At 42.6% G+C, this 21,449-nt stretch carries 17 protein-coding genes; 2 read left to right on the forward strand and 15 right to left on the reverse strand.

What is annotated here, in order from left to right; translation table 11 throughout:
• Nucleotides 1–57 precede the first annotated feature (57 nt).
• The 10 genes from glpK to ACSSTM_RS07425 form a co-directional block, all read right to left on the reverse strand.
• On the reverse strand, nt 58–1,554 hold the full coding sequence (glpK, locus tag ACSSTM_RS07380; RefSeq protein WP_060595850.1) for a glycerol kinase GlpK: 1,497 nt from the start codon (nt 1,552–1,554) through the stop codon (nt 58–60).
• A gap of 15 nt (nt 1,555–1,569) precedes the next feature.
• Nucleotides 1,570–2,385, reverse strand: coding sequence for an MIP/aquaporin family protein (locus ACSSTM_RS07385; protein ID WP_095284949.1), 816 nt, complete (start codon nt 2,383–2,385; stop codon nt 1,570–1,572).
• A 214-nt stretch (nt 2,386–2,599) separates the two neighbouring features.
• Complete coding sequence (locus ACSSTM_RS07390) at nt 2,600–3,157, reverse strand: glycerol-3-phosphate responsive antiterminator (protein WP_034663739.1); 558 nt, start codon at nt 3,155–3,157, stop codon at nt 2,600–2,602.
• Nucleotides 3,158–3,322: 165 nt separating this feature from the next.
• A complete protein-coding gene (locus ACSSTM_RS07395) occupies nt 3,323–4,663 on the reverse strand; it encodes an aspartate aminotransferase family protein (protein ID WP_309415302.1) in 1,341 nt (446 codons plus the stop codon).
• Between the two features lie 255 nt (nt 4,664–4,918).
• Nucleotides 4,919–6,511, reverse strand: a complete 1,593-nt coding sequence (locus ACSSTM_RS07400) for a PucR family transcriptional regulator (RefSeq protein WP_437404111.1) — start codon at nt 6,509–6,511, stop codon at nt 4,919–4,921.
• 32 nt (nt 6,512–6,543) lie between these two features.
• The gene (locus ACSSTM_RS07405) at nt 6,544–7,461 is read right to left on the reverse strand and encodes an AEC family transporter (RefSeq protein WP_034663910.1); all 918 of its coding nucleotides are present in this window, start codon (nt 7,459–7,461) and stop codon (nt 6,544–6,546) included.
• Nucleotides 7,462–7,549: 88 nt separating this feature from the next.
• A complete protein-coding gene (locus tag ACSSTM_RS07410; RefSeq protein WP_034663748.1) occupies nt 7,550–7,966 on the reverse strand; it encodes a VOC family protein in 417 nt (138 codons plus the stop codon).
• Nucleotides 7,967–8,151: 185 nt separating this feature from the next.
• Nucleotides 8,152–9,690 (reverse strand): bifunctional GNAT family N-acetyltransferase/carbon-nitrogen hydrolase family protein, encoded by a 1,539-nt coding sequence (locus ACSSTM_RS07415; RefSeq protein ID WP_012009394.1) that lies wholly within the window; start codon nt 9,688–9,690, stop codon nt 8,152–8,154.
• Between the two features lie 15 nt (nt 9,691–9,705).
• Complete coding sequence (locus tag ACSSTM_RS07420) at nt 9,706–10,371, reverse strand: HAD family hydrolase (protein ID WP_003211898.1); 666 nt, start codon at nt 10,369–10,371, stop codon at nt 9,706–9,708.
• A 310-nt stretch (nt 10,372–10,681) separates the two neighbouring features.
• The gene (locus tag ACSSTM_RS07425) at nt 10,682–11,032 is read right to left on the reverse strand and encodes a DUF5365 family protein (protein ID WP_309415298.1); all 351 of its coding nucleotides are present in this window, start codon (nt 11,030–11,032) and stop codon (nt 10,682–10,684) included.
• Nucleotides 11,033–11,141: 109 nt separating this feature from the next.
• On the opposite strand from ACSSTM_RS07425, the gene ACSSTM_RS07430 reads away from it, so the two are divergent.
• On the forward strand, nt 11,142–12,050 hold the full coding sequence (locus ACSSTM_RS07430; RefSeq protein ID WP_106037900.1) for an RluA family pseudouridine synthase: 909 nt from the start codon (nt 11,142–11,144) through the stop codon (nt 12,048–12,050).
• 36 nt (nt 12,051–12,086) lie between these two features.
• Here the strand turns inward: ACSSTM_RS07430 and ACSSTM_RS07435 are convergent, their stop codons facing one another.
• The 3 genes from ACSSTM_RS07435 to ACSSTM_RS07445 all read right to left on the reverse strand — a co-directional run bounded on the left by ACSSTM_RS07435 (nt 12,087) and on the right by ACSSTM_RS07445 (nt 19,070).
• Entirely contained in the window at nt 12,087–12,653 is a 567-nt protein-coding gene (locus tag ACSSTM_RS07435) for a class D sortase (protein ID WP_034663759.1), read from the reverse strand.
• Nucleotides 12,654–12,699: 46 nt separating this feature from the next.
• Nucleotides 12,700–15,603, reverse strand: coding sequence for a 5'-nucleotidase C-terminal domain-containing protein (locus ACSSTM_RS07440; protein ID WP_437404112.1), 2,904 nt, complete (start codon nt 15,601–15,603; stop codon nt 12,700–12,702).
• Nucleotides 15,604–15,689: 86 nt separating this feature from the next.
• Nucleotides 15,690–19,070: a CheR family methyltransferase gene (locus ACSSTM_RS07445; RefSeq protein WP_034663766.1), complete on the reverse strand. Its 3,381-nt coding sequence runs from the start codon at nt 19,068–19,070 to the stop codon at nt 15,690–15,692.
• A gap of 143 nt (nt 19,071–19,213) precedes the next feature.
• Here ACSSTM_RS07445 and ACSSTM_RS07450 point away from each other — a divergent pair, with 143 nt between their 5' ends.
• Entirely contained in the window at nt 19,214–19,858 is a 645-nt protein-coding gene (locus tag ACSSTM_RS07450) for a spore coat protein (protein ID WP_034663770.1), read from the forward strand.
• Nucleotides 19,859–19,883: 25 nt separating this feature from the next.
• On the opposite strand, the gene ACSSTM_RS07455 is transcribed toward ACSSTM_RS07450, so the two are convergent.
• On the reverse strand, nt 19,884–20,759 hold the full coding sequence (locus tag ACSSTM_RS07455) for a hypothetical protein (protein ID WP_034663912.1): 876 nt from the start codon (nt 20,757–20,759) through the stop codon (nt 19,884–19,886).
• 156 nt (nt 20,760–20,915) lie between these two features.
• Nucleotides 20,916–21,422: a YhcN/YlaJ family sporulation lipoprotein gene (locus tag ACSSTM_RS07460; protein WP_034663773.1), complete on the reverse strand. Its 507-nt coding sequence runs from the start codon at nt 21,420–21,422 to the stop codon at nt 20,916–20,918.
• Between the last annotated feature and the right edge of the window lie 27 nt (nt 21,423–21,449).

A 21,449-nucleotide genomic window follows, 5' to 3' on the forward strand; every position in this document is an offset into this window, starting at 1 on the left:
TCTCTCCAGTTCTCCAACCGTTCTATTAACTTACTTGAAGTATACCATACTTTTGGTTTATTTGAAAGCTTGAGCTGCTTTTACAGCCTTTTTCCACCCGCTGTATAACGAGTCACGGCTGTCCTCTTCCATCTTAGGGTCAAAGCGCTTGTCAAGGTTCCATTGTTTTGCAATGTCTGAACGGTCGTTCCAGAAGCCAACTGCTATTCCCGCAAGATAGGCCGCACCGAGTGCCGTCGTTTCATTAATTTCTGGACGCTCTACAGGCACATCCAACAGATCACTTTGGAAGCCCATTAAGAAATCATTCTTCACAGCTCCGCCATCAACACGCAATGTTTTTAATGAAATGTTTGAATCCTTTTCCATCGCATCTAACACATCTTTCGTTTGATAAGCAAGTGATTCTAACGTTGCTCGGACAAAGTGCTCTTTAGAAGTACCGCGTGTTAACCCGAAAACAGCGCCTCTGACATCACTATCCCAGTATGGTGTGCCTAGACCAACGAATGCCGGAACGACATATACGCCCTCTGTTGACTCAACGCGCTCTGCATATGCTTCGCTGTCTTTCGAGTCTTTAAACATTCTCAGTCCGTCACGCAGCCACTGAATCGCTGAGCCAGCAACGAAAATACTTCCTTCTAAAGCATATTCAACTTTGCCGTCAATGCCCCATGCAATCGTCGTTAATAAACCATGATCCGACTTAATGGCTTTTTCCCCTGTATTCATCAACATGAAACATCCTGTACCATATGTGTTCTTCGCCATTCCTTCTTCAAAGCAAGCCTGACCGAATAAAGCAGCCTGCTGATCTCCCGCCGCTCCTGCAATCGGAATATTTCTGCCGAAGAAGTGATAGTCTGTTGTTTCACCATAAATGTGTGAAGATGGTTTAACCTCCGGAAGCATAGATGCAGGTACGCCAAGGATATCAAGTAATTCTTCATCCCATTTCAGATCGTAAATGTTGAACATTAACGTTCTTGACGCATTGGAATAATCTGTGACGTGTGATTTACCGCCTGTCATCTTCCAAATAAGCCAAGTATCGATTGTGCCAAACAGTAAGTCGCCATTTTCTGCTTTCTCACGGGCACCTTCTACATTGTCTAAAATCCATTTTACCTTTGTACCTGAGAAATAAGCATCGATGAGAAGACCTGTTTTATTTCTAAACGTTTCATTGTGTCCTTGCGCTTTTAAATCTTCACAAATGCCAGACGTTTGTCTTGACTGCCAAACAATTGCATTGTAAATAGGTGCGCCTGTATGTTTATCCCAAACAACAGCTGTCTCACGCTGGTTCGTAATTCCGATACCAGCGATTTGATCTGCTTCAATTCCTGATTCAATTAAAGCAGTTGAAATGACCGATAGAACAGAGCTCCAAATTTCATTTGCATTGTGTTCTACCCAGCCTGGGTTCGGAAAATATTGATTAAATTCCTTCTGAGCTGTATGTGCAATTTTGCCTTCTTGATCAAATAAGATCGCTCTTGAGCTTGTTGTCCCTTGATCTAATGCAAGAATATATTTTTCTTTTGTCATGATGTTTTCCTCCCCTTACATACTTTCATTTACAGCATTTGTTTGGTTTTTCGTAGAGACATAGAGTCCTAACAATACCACAACTAAAATAACGCTTACAATCCAAAAGGCTGGAGTGACGTTCGCTTTAAAGGCTGCATTGTAGAAAACACCGCCAAATGCGCCGCCTAAAATTGGACCAATAACTGGCACCCAAGCATACTTCCAATTCGATGGGCCTTTCCCTGGAATCGGCAGGATCGCATGTGCAATTCTCGGACCTAAATCACGTGCAGGGTTAATTGCATAACCAGTTGTTCCACCTAAAGAAAGACCAATTGCAACAATTAAGAAACCAACAATCAGCGGATTGACTCCGTCTGCAAATTTATTTGCACCAATCGCTAAGATTCCTAGAACCAATACAAATGTACCAATGACTTCACTAAGTACGTTTGCAAAAGTATGCGGAATCGCAGGACCAGTTGAGAATACACCTAGCTTTGCACCTGGATCATCTGTTGCTTTCCAGTGCGGTAAGTAATGTAAAAAGACAATAATAGCCCCTATTAATGCGCCAAGCATTTGACCAACAATATACATTGGAACATCAGCCCAAGGAAAACTTCCTTCTAGCGCAAGCCCAATTGTTAGTGCGGGATTTAAATGCGCTCCGCTGATTCCACCCGTTGCATAAGCTGCAATGGCCACTGCAAATCCCCATCCGAAAGCGATTACAATCCATCCGGATTGATATGCGAGCGATTTCTTTAAATTAACTGCCGCACACACACCGCCTCCAAATATGATGAGCAGCATTGTACCTACGACTTCTCCCCAAAATGGTGTCATGAAAAATTCCTCCTCTGGTTCAGTTGCCATCCCCTATGAATGTGTAGAAAAGATAAAGAAAAAGATCCACAACAAACATACTTTACATCAGGGTCATTTGTCACCTAGTAAAGCGCTGTTGTGGATCTCCGTTTCTCCATCACATGATATTAACTTAGTGCAATAGTATCAGAGGATGAAAACGTTGTCAATAAATATTCACATTTTCTCTTCTTCACTTTTGGAACGCTTTCCAAAGGGTGGTATTCGAGGTCGTCACAGCTGTAGCCCCTGCTTCAAGCGCTCTTTCTACATCTTCTTTTGTACGGATAAATCCACCTGCAAATATTGGGATCCCAGCTCGCTCGCGCACTTCTGTAATTAAATCTGGTACGACTCCCGGCAACACTTCAATAAAATCTGGACGATGTTTCCCGACGAACTCCATGCTTTTTTCCATGGCACTCGTATCAAGTAAAAACATTCGCTGAATGGCATATACCTTTTTTTGCTTGGCTTTTACTATGACAGAAGACCTAGTAGAAATAATTCCTGCTGGCTTCATTTCCTGACAAATAAATTCCGTTCCATACTCATCATGTTTAATCCCGTGAATGAGATCGACATGGACAAACATTTTTTTGTGATGAGCATTTGCCTCATTCATGATGCCCTTTAGCCGGCCTAAGTGAACATCAAGTAAGACACCATATGTAAATGGACTTTTTAAAAATTCCTCAAATTGCTTCATATTGCGAACAGCAGGTAGAATAGGTTGATCATGAAAACTCATATGCCGTCTCCTTCAAAAGTGTATTGGATCAGTCTTCTCCTAACAGTAATAGAAACTCTTCTATTTTTCAATACACCTAGTGTGTCCAATACCGATTTCACCTCACATCATCAATGCTGGAAAGCATGCTTTTATTCCATAGAAAAAAGCAGAGAAGTCTCTCTGCTATAGCTGTGCCAGGCTTTCTTTTAAGGTATTGATGATAAATGAGGCGTCATCATCTGTGATATTAAGCGGCGGTGCAAGCTGGGCAACGTTATTATAGCCGGCAACTGTATCACCATTTTTCCCGATGATCAGCCCGCGTTTTTTACATTCTGCGATCAGTTGACCGACAACATGTGGCTCAGCTGGTTTTTTGGACTGCTGATCCTGAACAAGCTCAATGCCAAACAGCAAGCCTTTTCCTCTGACATCTCCGACAAATGGGTGCTCTTTTAACTCTTGCAAACGTTCAAGCATATCTCGCCCCAGCGCATCTGACCGTTCCACTAATTGCTCGTTTTCCATAATCTCTAGGTTGGCAAGTGCCACCGCACAGGAAGCAGGGTGACCGCCAAATGTATTCACATGGCGCAGCCGGTCATACGTATCTTCCCCTGCATAAGCTTCATAGATTTCTCGTTTCACGCACGTTGCAGAAAGCGGTAAATAGCCGCTTGTAATCCCTTTTGCCATGGTGATAATATCCGGCTTTACTTCCTCATGCATAAAACCAAACCGCTTCCCTGTCCGGCCAAAGCCGCAGATGACTTCATCTACGATAAGAAGCGCCCCATGAGCTTCACAGATGTCTTTGACCTTCTTCAAATACCCTTTTGGCGGCATTAAGATACCTCCGCCCGTAATGATCGGCTCCATAATGACCCCAGCAATGGTCTCGCTTAGTTCCCACGTCATAGCCTGATCAATCGCCGCAGCACTCGCCAAATTCTCTTGGTCTTCAGGATGACGATACACATCAGGAGGTGCAACGTGGATAAAGCCCTGACCTAATGGTTCATATTTATATTTACGCTGCGCTTGACCGGTTGCGGCAAGAGCAGCTGCTGTATTGCCGTGATACGACCGGTACCGGGAGATGAACTTTGTCCTTGTACTCTCTCCTTTTTGCGCATGATATTGTTTGACAATTTTAAATGCGGCTTCATTGGCTTCAGAACCGCTGTTAGAAAAGAAGATGACATAGTCCCCGCCAAGCCACTCATTTAGCTTTTCAGCCAGCTGAATCGCCGGCACGTGGCTTTGTGTAAGCGGATAGTAAGGCATTGTCTTTAATTGCTTATACGCCGCTTCTGCAAGCTCTTTGCGGCCATATCCGGCATTTACACACCAAAGGCCTGACATCCCGTCTAAATAGCGATTTCCATGAATATCTGTCACCCATGCGCCTTCTGCCTCGTGAATGACCATACTTTCATTTTCCTTGTTTGTCCCTTTCATATGATGCCAGATCAACTGATCATCTTTCGTCTGAAGATTTTGCGCCTGCTCATGTATTTTCATCTTCCCGCCCCCATGTATCCGTTTTCATCATTAAAGAAGCTTAGACCAGTTCAATAGCATATTGCCTCTCCATTCATTATATGGATGAAACGCGAAGCATATGAAACCGGAACTAGGCTGCCCGTAAGAAAGAACCAATCGTTCCTTTCATTATAAAAAAGGGGTCAGGCCGATTACATTAGACAGATCGTCAACTGATTGAACAGAACCATAAGACACTTTTCTTGATGCCTTGGCAAAATGGAACACACTCCGCTAACGTCGATTTCCTTGCAGGAATTCATAAGCAAGAATCGCAAATTCAAGTGCCTGGCGTTTCGGCGCCTGCATCATATCCTCACCAAGCAAGGCATGCAGTTTATCCAGTCTATGATAAAGGGTTTGCCTGACAATATAGAGCTGGCTTGCGGTTTCTTTTTTAGAACCGTTTGTCTGTAAAAAGATATTCAGCGTTTGATAGAGTCTCCCGCTATTTTGATTATCGTATACAATCACGGGCTCTAAATACTCTTTCACCATGCATTCAAGCAGACCGCTTTCCTTCATCATAGGCATGAGACGGAGCATATGTAGATCTTGATAAAATGGACTTTCCACCCGCTGAGGCATCACTTTTTTTAAATGCAGTACTTCTTTGGCTGCTTGAAAGCTTTTTCTCATGTGCTGAAACTGTTCACAATATTGCCCGATACCAAAATTGATCTCGGCCCCTCGGGGCTGCTCCCGGTCATACAATTGTTTGATGTCGTTTGCAGCCTTTTCTGCACGCTCTTTCCAGTCCTCTTTCTTTCTCGTGTTTAATAAAATAAACAAGGTTTGTCCTTGATGCTCATATGCAATCAGATAGAAACCCGCACGCTGAAAAATGGAGCGGCAAGATACGAGAAAGTAAAGATTCCCTGCAATTTCTTCGATTTGATGATGCTTTTGAAAGAGCAAAACTACGCAGCCAGTTGGCTTTTTCAACCCTTCTGTTTCTTCAAGGTGCTCTATGATCTCTCGTTCTGTATGCTCTTCTTGGAACCATTTTTGCAGCCATTCATTCTCTTTTGTTTTCTTCAGCTCTTCTGTATAAAGCTCTCTTAATGTTTGCTGGGCTAGAGCATTCGCTCCTTTATCCATCACGAGCAGTTCAAATTCAGAGAGCGTGTCCGCTTGATGAATGAGCACAAGATCTGCAAATGTTTGTTTGAGTGCAAGCACTTGTTTTTGCGTCACTTCGTATCCTTTTGGCACGGAAGCAAACTGCAAATAATTCATGACCAGTTCTTCGGTTGGTTTGGAAGAATCACATAAAATAATCGGCTCGCCCTGAACAGGGAGGAGTAAAAGAATCCCCCTTACGTGCTGATACACTTGATCCAAAATATCCATCTGCGGATGCGGGGTCAGTAAAAGCTCATTCAGCTTTGATGATAGTGCTTCTAAATCTGCCATCATTTGATACTGACGCTCGATCATCATCGTATGAAGATGCTGCGTGATGTTGACGAACTTCACTTCTTTTGTAAACAGAATAAGCGGAAAATCTCTTTCTTCTGCATAGATCAGCAATTCTTCCGGCACATCGAATCTTAGCGGAATAAATTCAATACACAAGCCGGCTGCCCCTGAATCAATCAGCTGCCGTAAAAACGCTTGAAACACATCCAGTTGATCATGGAAGCCTGCGGCTGTCGTTAATATAAGCTCGCCTCCATTTAACAAATCCTCTACATCAGGCACTTCTAACACATGGATCCATTTGACCTGCCGAAACAATCCTTTTTCCCCTGCTAACACTTTTGCATGCGCAAAATGCTTCGTTTTCAACACGTCACTCACTTGGAAATGAACATCTACATTCATTCATATGTCCCCCTTTGTTTGCCGCCTATCCCCTATCCCAGAGGGTGCATGGATAAAATCCATAATAAAACTGGTAATGTCACGATACTTAAGATTGTACTGAGAAATGTCGTGCTTGAGACAAACTCAGGCTTCGTTCGAAATTGTACAGCCATCAGCGTGGTATTTGCTGCTGTCGGCATGGCTGCCACTAAGATCATAATTTGTTTCACCATATCATCTACCGGTAAAATAACCGTAAAGCCAAATGCGATGAGTGGGGAGATAAACAGCTTCAGCAATACAGCATAAGAAATATTTCGATAATCCACTTGCTTAAAAGAGATCACGGCAAGCTGCATACCTAAAATAAGCATAATCGTCGGTATGGCAGCATTCCCTACAAGCTGAATACCCGTCATCAGCTCTTTAGGTAATGAAAGGTCAATCAGCTGAAATAATAGACCGATGAGCGCCCCGTAAGCAACCGGCATACGCAGCACTTTTTTCAGCACGACCTTTCCATCTCCCGCATCCTCTCCGCCCTTTGCTGCATAATACATACCGATTGTACTCATGACAAGCTGCTGCAGCACCATCAATACGATCGCAATATCCAAACCTGCTGCTCCGAAGACAAGCAGCACAACGGGCGTGCCGTAGTTTCCATTGTTCATAAAGGCTGACGACAGAATCATGGCACAATACGTTTCATTCGAATAACCATAAATACGAGATAATATAAAGACACATAAAATAAGTGCAAGACAAAGCCCGACAACAAAAATGGATAAATACACATAGTCCATCGACACTTTGTTTTGATAAAAGGTTTCAAACGCAAGAAATGGTGACATTAAATATAAAGACATTGATGAGAGCGTATGTATGTCAAAACCAATCGCCTTCTGCCCGATATACCCAATCAGAAATATGCCGAACACTGGCAGTAAGACAAGTAAAAACTCCATGCTGCACCTACTTTTCTCTAGTTGAATTCCAGATTCCTTCTGCTTCCTCATTATCATACCACTGATAAACAATAAAAAAGAAGCACCCTTATGAAAGGCCGCTTCTTTCCTCATCCATATAAAACACTTCCCACAAATGACCATCAAGATCCTGAAAGCTCCATCCATACATGAACTCATGATCCTGCTTCTCCTTAAACGGTGAACCGCCTGCTGCCATTGCCTGCTCGACAAGCTCATCGACCTCTTCTCGTGAATTGACACGAATAGAGATAATCATCTCTGATGCCTCTTTTGCATCCACTAATTGTTTCTCTGAGATGGATTGAAAATGCCTAAGAGATAACAGCATGACGGTGATCGTGTCATCAATGACCAAACAGGCCGCCTGATCATTCGTGAACTGCTGCTCAAAGTCAAAACCCAGCTGCTCAAAAAAAGCGATAGATTCCTTCACGTGCTTTACCGGCAAATTGATATACAGATGTTTAGATTGTCGCCCCATATTCCTCTCCTTTTTGAACACATGATCTCCTTTCAGTATATTCTGCTTTTGCTCCAGCATCCCTTTGTCAGTCGAAAAATCTTATCCCTTTTTTAGCAGTGGTTAGCGATCACTCATGGCGCCACATTGTCTCTTAAAAAAATGTCATCAAAAAGAAGCGCCTCAACAATAGGCGCTTCTTTTCTTTATTTTTTATATTCAATATGGTACACGTCTCTTCTTCGGTCTTTCAGCTGACGTACGGTCCCGTCTTGCCTTTGTCTTCTTAAAATTTCTAAATCGACATCACCTACGACGACCATCTCAATGTTTGGATTACACTCTCCTACAATCCCATCTCTTGCAAATTCAAAGTCTGATGGGGCAAATATAGCCGATTGTGCATATTGAACATCCATATTTTCGGTTTGCGGAAGGTTGCCAACTGTTCCCGAGATGACGGTATAAATCTGGTTTTCGACCGCTCTTGCCTGTGCACAGTAACGTACTCTTAAATAGCCTTGGCGGTCTTCTGTACAGAACGGTGTGAAAATAATTTTCGCTCCTTTGTCAGCCGCGATCCGTGCAAGCTCAGGAAATTCAATATCGTAGCAAATTTGGATCGCAATTTTGCCGCAGTCTGTATCAAATACCCGGACCTGGTCACCAGCAGAAATCCCCCACCATTTTCTTTCATTCGGCGTGATGTGAAGCTTATATTGCTTTTCAATCGTTCCATCACGTCTAAATAAATAGGCGATATTGTAGATTTTCCCTTCCTCTTCTACAAAGTGGGAACCGCCGATGATATTAATGTTATATTTCACAGAAAGGTCTGTGAACAAATTAATGTAGTCCTCGGTATATTCCGTAATCCGCTGTACGGCAAGACTTGGTGAACGCTCTTCTAAATAAGACATGAGCTGCGTTGTGAAAATTTCTGGGAATACGGCAAAGTCAGCTGATGCATCTGATGCGACATCCACATAATACTCCACCTGATTCATAAATTCCTCAAAGGAATGAATTTGTTTCATTGCATATTGAATCACACAAATTCGAACGGGGAACGCCGATTTATAATACCTTTTCGATTGCGGGCGATAGTCGACATTGTTCCATTCCATTAACGTCGCATATGTGCTGGATGCTTTATCATCCGGCAGGTAATTCGGATTGATCCGCATGAGACTAAATTCATTTAACAGCTGAAAAGATAAAACGGGATCATAGATTTGGTGAAGCATCACCTGCTCCACATACTGGCGAGGCGTCATTTCCTCTTGGTATTTATGATAATTCGGAATGCGTCCGCCAATGATGATGCTTTTTAAATTTAATCTTCTCGCTAAGTCTTTTCTTGCTTCATACAAACGATGTCCAATTTTCATGCGGCGGTACTCAGGACTCACCATGACTTCGATTCCGTACATATTCATCCCATCTGGATTATGGTTTGTAATGTACCCATCATCTGTAATGTCCTGCCACGTGTGGCGATCATCGTATTCATCAAAGTTAATTAATAAACTTGAACAAGAGCCAATGATTTCTCCCTCGAATTCAGCACAAAACTGTCCTTCTGGGAAATGCTCAAGGTGGCTTTCAAGATGCTCTCGTTTCCAAGGGTCCATGCCTGGAAAGCATACCTCTTGCAAGGCAATGATTCGGTCAATATCCTCTTCACGGATATTACGGATCACCATTCTTTTTTCAAACCGCGTTAAGTCTAGTTTTTCTGCCATGATGTTTTTGCCCCCTTACTGATCCTCTTTTTCAAGCTGATGGAATAGCTGGAGCAATTCGATTTCAGCCATGGATTCTAATCTGACATCATATTCTTCAAATTGCAGCGTGCTCGTCACTTTGTTTGGGACGATGACGCATTTCATGCCTGCCCGTTTGGCAGCTACTGATCCATTCACAGAATCCTCAAATGCCACGCAATCTTTTGGCTCTACCCCTAAGCAGCGTGCGGTTTGCAAATAGAGCTCTGGATTTGGTTTGACTTCTTCCACATCATCTGACGTGCGGATACATTCAAAGTAGTCGAAAAGACCAATCTGCTTTAGGTGATCTGACACCCATTTATAGTCTGAGCTGGAAGCAAGTCCAATCTTGATCCCGAGCTCCTTTGCTGCTTCTAAATAAGCTTCTACGCCAGGTCTTGCTGATTCGTCCTTCATTCTTTTTTGAAAACGAGAACGCCGATCTGCTGTGAGTGTCTCATGATCCAGCGTCTTCCCTAGCTGCTTTTCCAAATATTCAAATGGCTTAAAGCCTGCCTGCGTGCCAATGACCTTGCCCCATACGGAAAGAGGCAGATCTGACTCATGCTCCGCAAACATTTCTTGTAAAACCTCATATTCATGTGTTTCTGTATCTAAAATTAATCCGTCAAAATCAAATATAATCGCCTTTACCAATGAGGCCACTCCTTTTTTTTACAAAAGTCTTAAACATATACTCCATGCTATCATATCGTGAATAAAATTGACTTTCAAAGATGAATGTCTGCTAAAATGATTATGTATAAAAGGAGCCTGCACCATTTTGTCAGGCTCCTACCCGTGTTCTGTTCATTCTGCAAGAGATCCAAGCGCTCCGATTCGTGGAGAAATAGGCAATGTTGAAAAAGAGCGGGTTTGGTATTACAGATCTTAAAGGATTCTCCGTTCCCTTAAAAATAGTATGTGCGAGGGCCTTGTAAGTTAACAAGGAAGTTCACACCATCTTTTACGCATTTTGAAGGTGACGGCTGGCAAAATCGTCTAGATCAAAAGGAAAAGAAAAGCCGCAGGCATTGACCTGCTCACGGTTTCGCTCGAATAACTCACGATCACGTTTGGTGATATGACGTTTCGGTTTTACAATAATGGTATGTAATAGCTGAAGTCCCGATAAAATACGAAAAGCATCATCCATCGTCCCGTTATATACGCCATCAATAAAGGTAAGGGAGAGGTCTTTTTGACGCATATCCCGCTGCTGTCCATTGACAGCATGAGAAAGAAGATCTTCAACATCCTTTGATATTTCTTCAATTGCCTGCTCTTGCAGGTCTGTAGCAGCTTTCATTAATCTCACGTGTCATCTACCTCTCTGTCGTTATTTCTCCATTCAGAATAGCACAGAAAAAAAGGCGTTCGCCAAGGTAAGTGTTTCCTATATATACCCATAGAGAGGAACGGATATCATGATCATAAAAGGGCACACGCTCTCACTCAAAGTAGACGAGCAGTATCATCACACATCACTCAGTCATTTTTTAAAGACAGCCGTATCTGCATCAAAACCAATTATTCATTTTTGGATGGAGCATCAAAAAGTCCGTTTAAATCAAAAGCCTGCCCATCACGCGGCTAAAGTCAGTAAAGGCGATCAGATCATCATTGATTTATTTGAAACAGAAGAAAGTGATGTGGCACCAGAATACGGTGAATTAGAGGTGCTCTTCGAGGACGAGCATTTATTAATTGTGCAAAAACCTGCTGGACGGCCAACTCATCCGAATGAACAAGGACAAACGGGCACACTGGCTAACCTTGTGGCCTTCCATTTTCAAGCAAATGGAGAAGAAAAGAGGGTGAGACATATCCACAGGCTGGATCAAGACACAAGCGGCACCGTCATTTTTGCAAAGCATAGATTAGCCCATGCGGCTCTTGATCAAATGCTTTCTAAAAAAACAATCAGCCGAACATACATCGCCATCGCAGAGGGGCTTTTCAAAAAAAAGAAAGGCACCATTGATGCAGCGATCGGCCGTGACAAACACCATGCAGTCAGACGAAGAATCTCCCCTACTGGACAAAAAGCTGTGACTCATTTTCAGGTCATGGACATGAATAAACGTCTGCAAATGACAGCCGTTAAACTGCAATTAGAGACGGGTAGAACGCATCAAATTCGTGTCCACCTTAGCAGTCTCGGGCATCCACTAGCTGGGGATACATTATATGACGGAGTTCGAGATTACATCAACAGGTGTGCTCTTCATGCCAAGCAAGTAGACATGAAACACCCTTTTACAGGTGAGCATCTGATCATAGAAGCACCTCTACCACCTGATATGGACCAGCTCATGAGTCAAATCATCCATTAACAAAAGAGCCTGCTTTCATACGCAGGCTCTTTTTCTTTAGACAGACGCTCTTTTTGCATAAATAATGTACCGCTCTGGTGCATTGCCGACAAAATGAAAAGGATAGCATGTGGTTAACACCAGCTCTTCCTTTTCATTCTGCAACGTAATAATGGATGTATCATGCTGATCGACAATTTTTGTATGTGTGATTTCATATATAAATTCACCATACGGCACAGTGATTTTCAGCTGATCTCCAATATCCAGTTCACCTGTCCGGCGAAACACCGTGTCACGGTGACCGGAAAGGACGATTTGTCCATTCTGATCAGGATAATAACTGCCTTTGTAGTGTCCTACTCCCTTTGCAAGGTCATCCGCATCCGTCCCTTCGACAATGGGAAGGTCTGCTTTTAATTTTGGAATCGTCAGGATGCCAGAAGCTTTCCCCACTTCTGGAGCAAACTGCTTCTTGGACATCCCTTGATCGTCCGCTACGGCCTTCTTCGCTTCGTCTAATGATTGGGCTGTTTGAAGATGAGTAGAGGCGATTTGCCAAATTCCCCAGCCGAGCAGAACAATCCCGGCTGTCATCACAGTCAATGCAAGCCACTTTTTCATGCTTAAACTCCTTTGCCTGTTACATTTCTCTTAGATGATTCGCTCTTTAGCTTGCTGCTTTTTCTTCTTGTTTTGCTTTTTGAATTCGCCCCTCTTTTTGATACACAATGGAAGCTCCCTCAAAGCTTTTGACAAAATCGACAGTGGCTTCTAAGTCTTCTGGACCTGTTTCAGGGTTTTTACCAAGCCTGCCTATTGGTGCATATTTACTGCCAGTTGCAGTTGCCATGAAGTTATTCACAGTGAGTGTATACGTTTGATCGAAAGCTACGGCTGAACCATCCGTCAGCTTCAAGTCGACTACTTTATATGTTACCGGATCATAGGAATATGAAAAGCCTGAAATGCTATAATCTGGTCCAAATTGTGGAGAAATTTGAGCTTCTATGATTTCAACCAAGTCTTTCCCCTTGATCTCCAGTTTGACTAAAACGTTGCCGAATGGCTGAATATTAAACAGATCTCCCCACGTTATCGGCCCTTTCTCAAGGTTTTGCCTAATGCCCCCTCCATTCATCATGGCAAAGTCACTTTTCATTGAATATCTCATACCATCCGCAATCAAATTACCGAGCGGCGTGTCCCCATCATTTGAATAGCCGCCTTCCATTTTAACCCCAGCTTCTCCAACAACCTCACTAATAATCGGCTCCACTTCTTTCCCATAATGAGCCAAGATGTCTGCTGCTTCCTTGTCCTTTTCTATACCAGCTTGATCTACATACTGGATATTTGCACTCTTTTTGACGATATCCTTCGTTTTGCGGTCAAGTGTCACATTGACTTCGCCAATCGCCTTCCCATATTCAAAGGCTTGCACAATTAATTTCCCATTGACCTCTCCATTGACCACTTCGTGATTATGCCCTGCAAAGATGACGTCAATTTCATCATCACCTTCTTTGGCAAGCTTTGCACTCTCTCCAGTGATCGTATCGCCATTTTGAGAGGCTGTCATATGAGCTAAAACCGCAATGGCTTTAACCCCTTTTTGTTTTAGTTCCTTCGCGGCTTCATTCACGGCTTTGACTTCATCTGTAAACTGAATGTCTTTAATCCCTTCTGGCATGACCATTCCTGCGGCTGACTTGGTCACAACACCGATAAATGCGACTGGGATTCCTTCGACATCGATGATTTCATAAGCCGGTAAAAGCGGTTTGCTTGTATCCTTGTATTCACAGTTCGCACAAACGAGCGGGAAGTTCTGTCCGTCATACCCCTTTGTGCCTTTAGGATGTTCTCCGCCATTTAAGATACGCAATAGCTCGTCTACCCCTTCATCAAATTCATGGTTGCCGACCGTGCCCACATCAAAGCCAATGTTCTCCATGAGTTCAACGGTTGGTTCATCTTGCAGTAGAGAAGATATGGGAGAGCTCCCGCCAATCATATCTCCAGCATGGACCGTGATCGTATTTTTGTGCGCTGCTTGTTTTTGTTTCATATAGGCGGCGACATAATCCATCCGGCCGTACATGCCTTTATTGCCATCACCTTTGAGATCCAGCTCGTATTCTTGATCAATTTTACCGTGTAAATCATTCATACTTAAAATCGTTAATGGTACTTCGCTTGCATCCTTTGCCGGCTGATAGCCAGCCTGCTCTGCTTCTTCTTTGGAAGCAAAAAAGATCCGTTTTTCCACATCGATTTCTTTCCAGTTGTCAGGGGAGACGTAGGTTTTTACAGCTGAGTCGCCGACATAACGTGCCAGTCCTTTTTTCTGCTCACGTGCTCTAAATTCAAACGGCTGTTCCAGCAGAGGGTCCGCTTCGTTCCATATGCCCTGTCCTTTTTCTTTTGCTTCTTTTACTGCTTTTTGAAACGTATGATAGTCCTTTTCATCTCCAACTGGCCAGATGAAGTAAGTAGGGGCATATCCTTTTTTCACAAGCTCTAGATTTGTATTTAGCCCTTTTTTGGTTTTCACTTGAGCTAAAAGACGTCCATAGCTGTCCTTCGCTTCAGGACCAATCTTTAATGTGACTTGGTCACCGCTTGAAAGAAGTGTTTTTAAATAGTCAGTCGCCTGCTGTCCAAAACGCAATTGGTTTTGGTCTAATTCATTTTTTGGCTGATGATATGTTTCCGGTGTGTCCATATTCACAAAACGCACCTTTGTTGTACCTAGAACAGGCTTCTTTAGATGAATCGTATCTCCATCCACCACACGGTCAACCGTTGCTGTGTATTCCTTCTTAATCTTTGGCGGCTTTGGCTGGCGTTTCAGCAGTTTGATATCATCCTTATGTCTTGGAAGCACCTGCAGCGTATCATACCTGCTTAACACCCCTGTAAACTCGTACCATTTCCCTGTCTTTACTTTATCAATAGCATTTGTATCGACCATCACTCTCAGGATGGTGCTGTGGTATTTTTTATCAATGATCACCACATTGTATCCACCGCCAGCCGGCTGCGCTGGTTTTGCCTCAACATAGCCTTTAATCTTCACTAGTCTTCCTTCATGTTTACCGGCTTGATCCGTTTCTAGTTGTTTAACGGACACTCGCTTCGCCTTTGGCAAGGTTTGATTCACAGCATCTATCTTCAGGCGACCTTGATCTGGCACAATTTCAATCATTCCTTTATAAGACGTGATCTTACCAGTCACTGTCACCTTCATGCCTGCTTTTAGTTCCGGGAAGTGATTGGGCTGCGCTGAATAAATATTGATTCCAGCTGATTTGTCTTGAATGTATGTGGACAATTTCCCATTACCTACAGCGGATTGATCTGCTGTCACAATTCCGCTCACCGTCACGGTCTCTCCTATTAGCTGACGGGCTTTTTTGATCTGCACGATCTTTTTTTGCTTCCACACCATTTCCTTCTTTTCAGATGCACTGACCTCGCCTCCTGTGATCATGCCAGGCAGTAAGGATTGCAGACTAAAGATCATCAAAACCAAACAACAAATCATTCGAATAGATAGCATTCGTTTCATTAGACCTCTCCCCTTTGCGCTTCATCTCTCATAGTGTACAAAGTAAATATTGATGTTGAATGGATTTCATGTAAAACTTGTCTTTTTTAACTCATCGGAAAGGTAATAATCACACGTGTTCCCTCAAAGCTTTTACTTTCAAAACGAATGGTGCCGCCATGGCTTTCAATGATTTTAATGGTCATCATTAAACCAAGGCCTGTCCCCTTTTCTTTTGTAGTATAAAAAGGTTCACCGAGCTTCCCTATTTCGTCCTCTGGTATTCCCTTTCCTTGGTCTTCAAATATCAACATCATTTGATGATCTTTCATGAGAGAGGTCACCTTGATGACACCTGTCACACCATCCATCGCTTCAATTCCGTTTTTAAGGATGTTCAGGAAGACTTGTTTTAATTCATTCGGAATGCCTTGAATGTTAGGGAGAGATGGAGACAGATTTTTCTGAATGGACACGCCTTTTAAGACCGCCTGGGATTCAACAACCATGATCACTTCTTCGAGCAGAAGATTGACATGTACCGGTTCAAATTTCACCGATTTGCTTCTAGAAAGAACGAGGAATTCATTAATAATTGACTCGAGCCGATTAAACTCTGACATCATCACATCTGCATAATCTTTCTGATACTTCTTACTTTGAATCATCAGCTGTAAAAATCCTTTTAACGATGTCAGCGGGTTCCGTATCTCATGAGCGATACCTGCTGCAAGCTGCCCTACTGCCGACAGCATCTCTGATTTCATCAGCATCTTCTCTGACTGCTTTTGATTGGTGATATCCTCTGAAATCCGCATCACGGTTGACTGCATTTTGTCAGGATCATCGATTCGATGTAAAGAGACTCTCTCCCATCGTTCGCACCCAGATAAATCTTGAAAGTACAGCTCACCTGTCCAGCTGCCCTCTTTTAAACAAACCTTCCATTGCTTCTCTAAATCATCACATTGACATAGCGAATGGTAGACAGAAAAAATATCTTTGCCGATCAGGTCATATTCATGCTGCTGGACAAACTGACAGAAACGCTGATTCACGCATTGGATGACCCCTTCTTCAGTTGCAACAACAATATGAATGTGGCTGTTATCAAGCGCCGTCACCGCTAGATGAAGCGACTGTTTGATTTTCGTTACTTCGGTCATTTTAATCCAAGTCATCACCGCTCCTTCATGCTCTTGATCGAAGATAGGTGTGATGTGAACGGTGAATTGCTCTCCTTCGTTCGTTTCAATTTCACGTTCGATCGCGCGCCTATCCGAAATGACGCATTGGATATCATGATAGAGCGTTTCCTTCGTAAGCTTTTTAGCCATCGACTGAAAGGATTGCTGATGCCTGATTTTCGCTGAAGTAAATAAAGAGGCAGCTGTAGGAGTGTAATAGCGAATATTCATGTCCCTGTCCACAAACAACGTCGCAAGCTCCGGCTTGACAGAGGGTCTGTACAGTTCTTTTCTTGTCACCCTTAAGTTGTTTATGATATTAATAAAATGCTCGTGTTTTTTCTCAAACTCCTCTAATTGCGTGTGTTTCGCTTTTAATTGAGCCCTTGCCTCCTGCTCCTTTTGCTTGACTTCATTGAGTTCATTTTCTAAATCGACAATACGCTGTTGATAGACTGAATTCTGATCTGACATTCCTTTGCCCCTGCCGTTATTTTGATTTTTTCCTCTCTCATCCATTCGAATGAGAATGACGTAAACTCCCTTAAAACGGCGGTCAAAACTTTTCACGGTAAAATCTGCATACTGCTTGCTGCCTTTTTCCGAAATGAGAACATGTTGAAACACAACCTCTGTCTCGTCTGTCCACACCTTTTGAAAGGTTTGACTCAACATCTCTTTCATATAATCAGGTGTTACATATTCACATGCTTGATCTGACACTTCTGTATGGTCTAAAAAAGAATACGCACCATTTGATAATGCCAGGATTTCGTCACTATCGTTGATAATCATACATGCATCATAATCCTCGCTTACTTCTTGCATATATTGTGCGGCTCGCGCTTTCAACTCGATATCACGAGCATTTAGTGCCCAAGGGACATGTGGTTTAGAAACGTTTGAATGGGTGTAAATGTTCCATTTTTCATTGAACAAATGAAACAAACGAGGGATATTGGGTACAGTTTCATTTGGCCCTAATATCAACATCCCTTGATCTTTTAAAGCATATTGGAATCGGGACAATATTCGTTTTTGCACTTCAGGCTGGAAGTACATCAGAACATTTCGGCAACTGATAAAATCGAGGTGGATAAAAGGTGAATCGATCAATAAATTGTGAGGTGCAAAGACAATATGTTTTCTAAGCGACTGCTTCACAATAAAAGCGTCACCTTTCCTTTCGAAATATCGCGCCCGCCATTTTTCCGGCATCCTTGCCATAGACTCTACTGAGTAAAGACCTTTACTAGCTGTTTGAATGGCTTTCCGGTTGATATCTGTTGCAAATACTTGAAGTTCAATGGTCACTTGTCTTCGCTTCATTTCTTCTAAAAATAAGATCGTAAAAGAATAGGCCTCCTCTCCTGTCGAACATCCCGCAATCCAAATACGGCATCGAGATTTCCCGTTTTTCACCGCATTTTCAATGATCGACGGAATGACCTGATGTTCACATACACGAAAAGCCTCCATATCCCTAAAAAAAGACGTCATGCCGCTTAAAAGCTGTGCGTGCAGGCGATCAAGCTCATCTGGTTCTCTTTCTAATAAGCAGTCGTACTCTGATAATAATGAAATCCGTTTTTTTGCAATCCTCATTCGTTTTTGAATGACAGATAGCAGCCTTTTCTTTTGATAGGTTGAAAAGGCAATGCCTTTATACATTTCAAGACGTTCAATAATTCTCAGTAAAACAGGATCTGCCTCATCGACATGCGGGACGTTGATGATATTGGCGATATATGCCGCAAGGGTTGAAGGGTCTTTGAATGTTTGTTGATACAAGGTGTCAAAACCACTTTCTACCTCACTGCACGATAAAGCTGTACCGCCTTGCTCAACCAACTGAAGCAAGCCACTTCCCACACAATGACCTTTTTGAAAGAAAATCGCAAAAGCCTCTTCCTTTTGAACGCTGGCAAGAGACTGAAAAAGCAAGTCCACAGAGCAAGCCATGCACGCCGGCAGCTGCTCTGATAGGTGCAGCCGCTGATCTTCTGTTAACGTCACAACCGCATGCTGTGGACAAAAATAAATCGTCTTCTTCATGACTTTCTCACCATGTTTAATCGTTTTTGCCCGGTAGCCAATCGGTAAAACAAGTGCTTCCAAATCAGTTATACAATCGTCCGTCACATGATTTTGCACAACAATAAAAGAGGCATTTAATTCATGTGGAAATGATTGAAAAAAAGCCTCAAGATGATGCTGTTCAAACGGTGAAACACCGATGCCAATCACTGGTGCCTGCACATGTTCGTCTTCTATCAAACGATTAATGATTTTGTCCTGCATCTGGTACCCCCATGTTCATTCGTCTGATACTTTTTTTCGACAAAAAGGAAGAAAACCCTCTAATTGTAAATAATGTTTTTGCATGAAAGAAGGAAAACATCCTCACATTAAAACAGATTGTATAAACAGAAGGAGGAATCTCAATGCAAAACGATCAGCAACCAATGTTTCAAGGAAGCGCTCCCCAGCCCGAGCTCAATCATGGCGGACATGAGTTATTCGATTTACATGAAATTTTAGCCGGCACGATTAATATTTTGGATCAGTATATGATCCTGCGGCAGTTTATTCAGGATCCTGCATTATCCGACATCTTGGATCGACAATACCAATTCGTTTTATCTCAGTACAATGTCACTGTAGATTGTTTTTCTACTGGACAAAAGCCTAGTGAAGAAACCGCTACTTATATGATGAAAGAGCACACACAAGTGACGTACGGGATCAAGCCTTCTCAGCCGAAGAAGCCGAATCAGTCATTACAGGATGTAAAAGACTTGGGCATCACAGGGCATATGCTCAGCCTGGTCAAATCACATGCTGGATTACTTTCCATGTCTGCATTAGAAGTAACAAATCCAGTTGTCAGACGTGTGCTTGCTGCGCAAATCCCGAACTTTATTGAAATGGCGTATGAAATTTTCTTGTATCAAAACAAGCATGGCTACTATCAAGTTCCCCAGCTTTCCAGACAAGACATGACGGCCATGACATCAGCTTTCGCACCGCTTCAAGGGCAGGTTCAAATGCCGACAAGCAAAGCCAATCAGCAAAAACCCCTTCATTAAAAAAACGGCTGACCCTTTCCTCTGGTCAGCCGTTTTTTCTTTGATACATCTTGTTAAACTGATCTTCAAAATCTGCGAGCCGCTCCCCTGTCGCCTGTTCAAAGCCTTTAGCAAATTGACCTGTTTTCGCCGTTTCCTGCATGATCTCATGTATGATATCTCGTCCGTAAAGCTGAACCAGCTCATAGATCATATAATAACTTTGCAAATAAACATCTGTCTCATACGTCATCCGGGAGTCCTGCCAATCTTGATCGGAATGAAGAGATTGAAAGGGAATGACGTCGAACCGTTCAGACGTGGCATTTAACACGTCATAGGCCGTCCATTCTGCTGTTCCTTCATGGAACCAAAGCGGAAAGATCACTGGAGACACTTCATAAGAATGAACTTTTTCATAGAAAACAAAGTGAGCATATTCATGAATAAATAACGTGTTGAAAAAGTATAAAGGCAGTGTCTCTTTCTTCAATAATGCTTCCCGTTTATCTGGATATAACCCAATCATTTGATCATGATCGGAGTAAAAACCCGTAATATGCTTGATTCCGGCAAATTGCTCGATCGTCTCTTTATCATCAAAATAAATAATGTCTAAAGGTTTGTCAGTTTCAAACTGAAACACTGACGCTGTCCTCTTCTTTGCCTGATCCATGGCCTCGATTGTCAGGTCAACAAAAGCGTCCTCTTCCTCTGCATAGTATATTCTAATATGTTCATAAACTTGCTTATTGAGTCCCTCCGTTAATATGGTTTTAGGAGAAGACTGCTGCTCTAAATATTGTCCTGCCAGCTGAAACGCAACATAAATCAAGTACGCGGTGAAAGCATAAAAAATGAGACCTGCTGCAATCATTCCGCCTACAAGCTTTTTATGAATCAATGACGGCTTGGCTTTCATTTGCTCCCCACCTGAATTCATCCTGCAGCCTCTTTCTCTTTCTATGAAGAAACAAAGATCAACAAGAGGTGATATATTTTTTACTTTATGCAGTCAGGTGCGCAAGGTGCGGTTCCAAACAAAAAAGCCGCATATGACATACGGCTTTTGTCGTAGCTATTTTGATTCAGGGAAGACACGCCGAACCGTTTCAGTAAATTCATCGAAAAATCCTGAAATTGGCTCTCCGCTTCTAATACGTTTTCCGTATCCTTCCATACGATCGATAAAGTCTGGATTCGCAGATACATACACGTTGTCGATTTGTTGATCCGTTGATTTGACTTTGTCTGAAATTTTCTTTTTCAGATCGTCCGTCACATTACCGCTTTTATCGCCTTCAAGCATAACGGCAACAAATGCATTTTTTCCTGTGACAAGCACGTTCGCTGTTTTCACTTCAGACATGTTGGCTACAAGCTCTGACGCTTTATCTGCCACTTTGACCTTCTGAGGTGTTTGAACATTTGGTTCGTCCTGTCTCATATTGTCATTCTTATATGTGACATTTTCATACTGTCGTTTCATTGTTCCTCTTCGCTCATCTCCCTGGTTGTTCATGCCACATCCAGTGGTGATCAATGTTGGAACGAGTAGTAAAGATAGCATCCATTTCTTATTCATCAATTATTCCCTCCTTTTGCTCATAGG

Origin of the sequence: Bacillus sp. RK1064, assembly GCF_051488405.1 — a bacterium.
Lineage (GTDB): Bacteria > Bacillota > Bacilli > Bacillales > Bacillaceae > Bacillus.

Bases quoted from the DNA above. Each gene is read 5' to 3' on its own strand.
- ACSSTM_RS07385 (WP_095284949.1), bottom strand. From the start codon at position 2,385: ATGACACCATTTTGGGGAGAAGTCGTAGGTACAATGCTGCTCATCATA.
- ACSSTM_RS07445 (WP_034663766.1), bottom strand. From the start codon at position 19,070: ATGCAGGACAAAATCATTAATCGTTTGATAGAAGACGAACATGTGCAG.
- glpK (WP_060595850.1), bottom strand. From the start codon at position 1,554: ATGACAAAAGAAAAATATATTCTTGCATTAGATCAAGGGACAACAAGC.
- ACSSTM_RS07410 (WP_034663748.1), bottom strand. From the start codon at position 7,966: ATGGGGCGACAATCTAAACATCTGTATATCAATTTGCCGGTAAAGCAC.
- ACSSTM_RS07395 (WP_309415302.1), bottom strand. From the start codon at position 4,663: ATGAAAATACATGAGCAGGCGCAAAATCTTCAGACGAAAGATGATCAG.
- ACSSTM_RS07390 (WP_034663739.1), bottom strand. From the start codon at position 3,157: ATGAGTTTTCATGATCAACCTATTCTACCTGCTGTTCGCAATATGAAG.
- ACSSTM_RS07435 (WP_034663759.1), bottom strand. From the start codon at position 12,653: ATGAAAAAGTGGCTTGCATTGACTGTGATGACAGCCGGGATTGTTCTG.
- ACSSTM_RS07440 (WP_437404112.1), bottom strand. From the start codon at position 15,603: ATGAAACGAATGCTATCTATTCGAATGATTTGTTGTTTGGTTTTGATG.
- ACSSTM_RS07400 (WP_437404111.1), bottom strand. From the start codon at position 6,511: ATGAATGTAGATGTTCATTTCCAAGTGAGTGACGTGTTGAAAACGAAG.
- ACSSTM_RS07450 (WP_034663770.1), top strand. From the start codon at position 19,214: ATGCAAAACGATCAGCAACCAATGTTTCAAGGAAGCGCTCCCCAGCCC.
- ACSSTM_RS07460 (WP_034663773.1), bottom strand. From the start codon at position 21,422: ATGAATAAGAAATGGATGCTATCTTTACTACTCGTTCCAACATTGATC.
- ACSSTM_RS07430 (WP_106037900.1), top strand. From the start codon at position 11,142: ATGATCATAAAAGGGCACACGCTCTCACTCAAAGTAGACGAGCAGTAT.
- ACSSTM_RS07405 (WP_034663910.1), bottom strand. From the start codon at position 7,461: ATGGAGTTTTTACTTGTCTTACTGCCAGTGTTCGGCATATTTCTGATT.
- ACSSTM_RS07455 (WP_034663912.1), bottom strand. From the start codon at position 20,759: ATGAAAGCCAAGCCGTCATTGATTCATAAAAAGCTTGTAGGCGGAATG.
- ACSSTM_RS07415 (WP_012009394.1), bottom strand. From the start codon at position 9,690: ATGGCAGAAAAACTAGACTTAACGCGGTTTGAAAAAAGAATGGTGATC.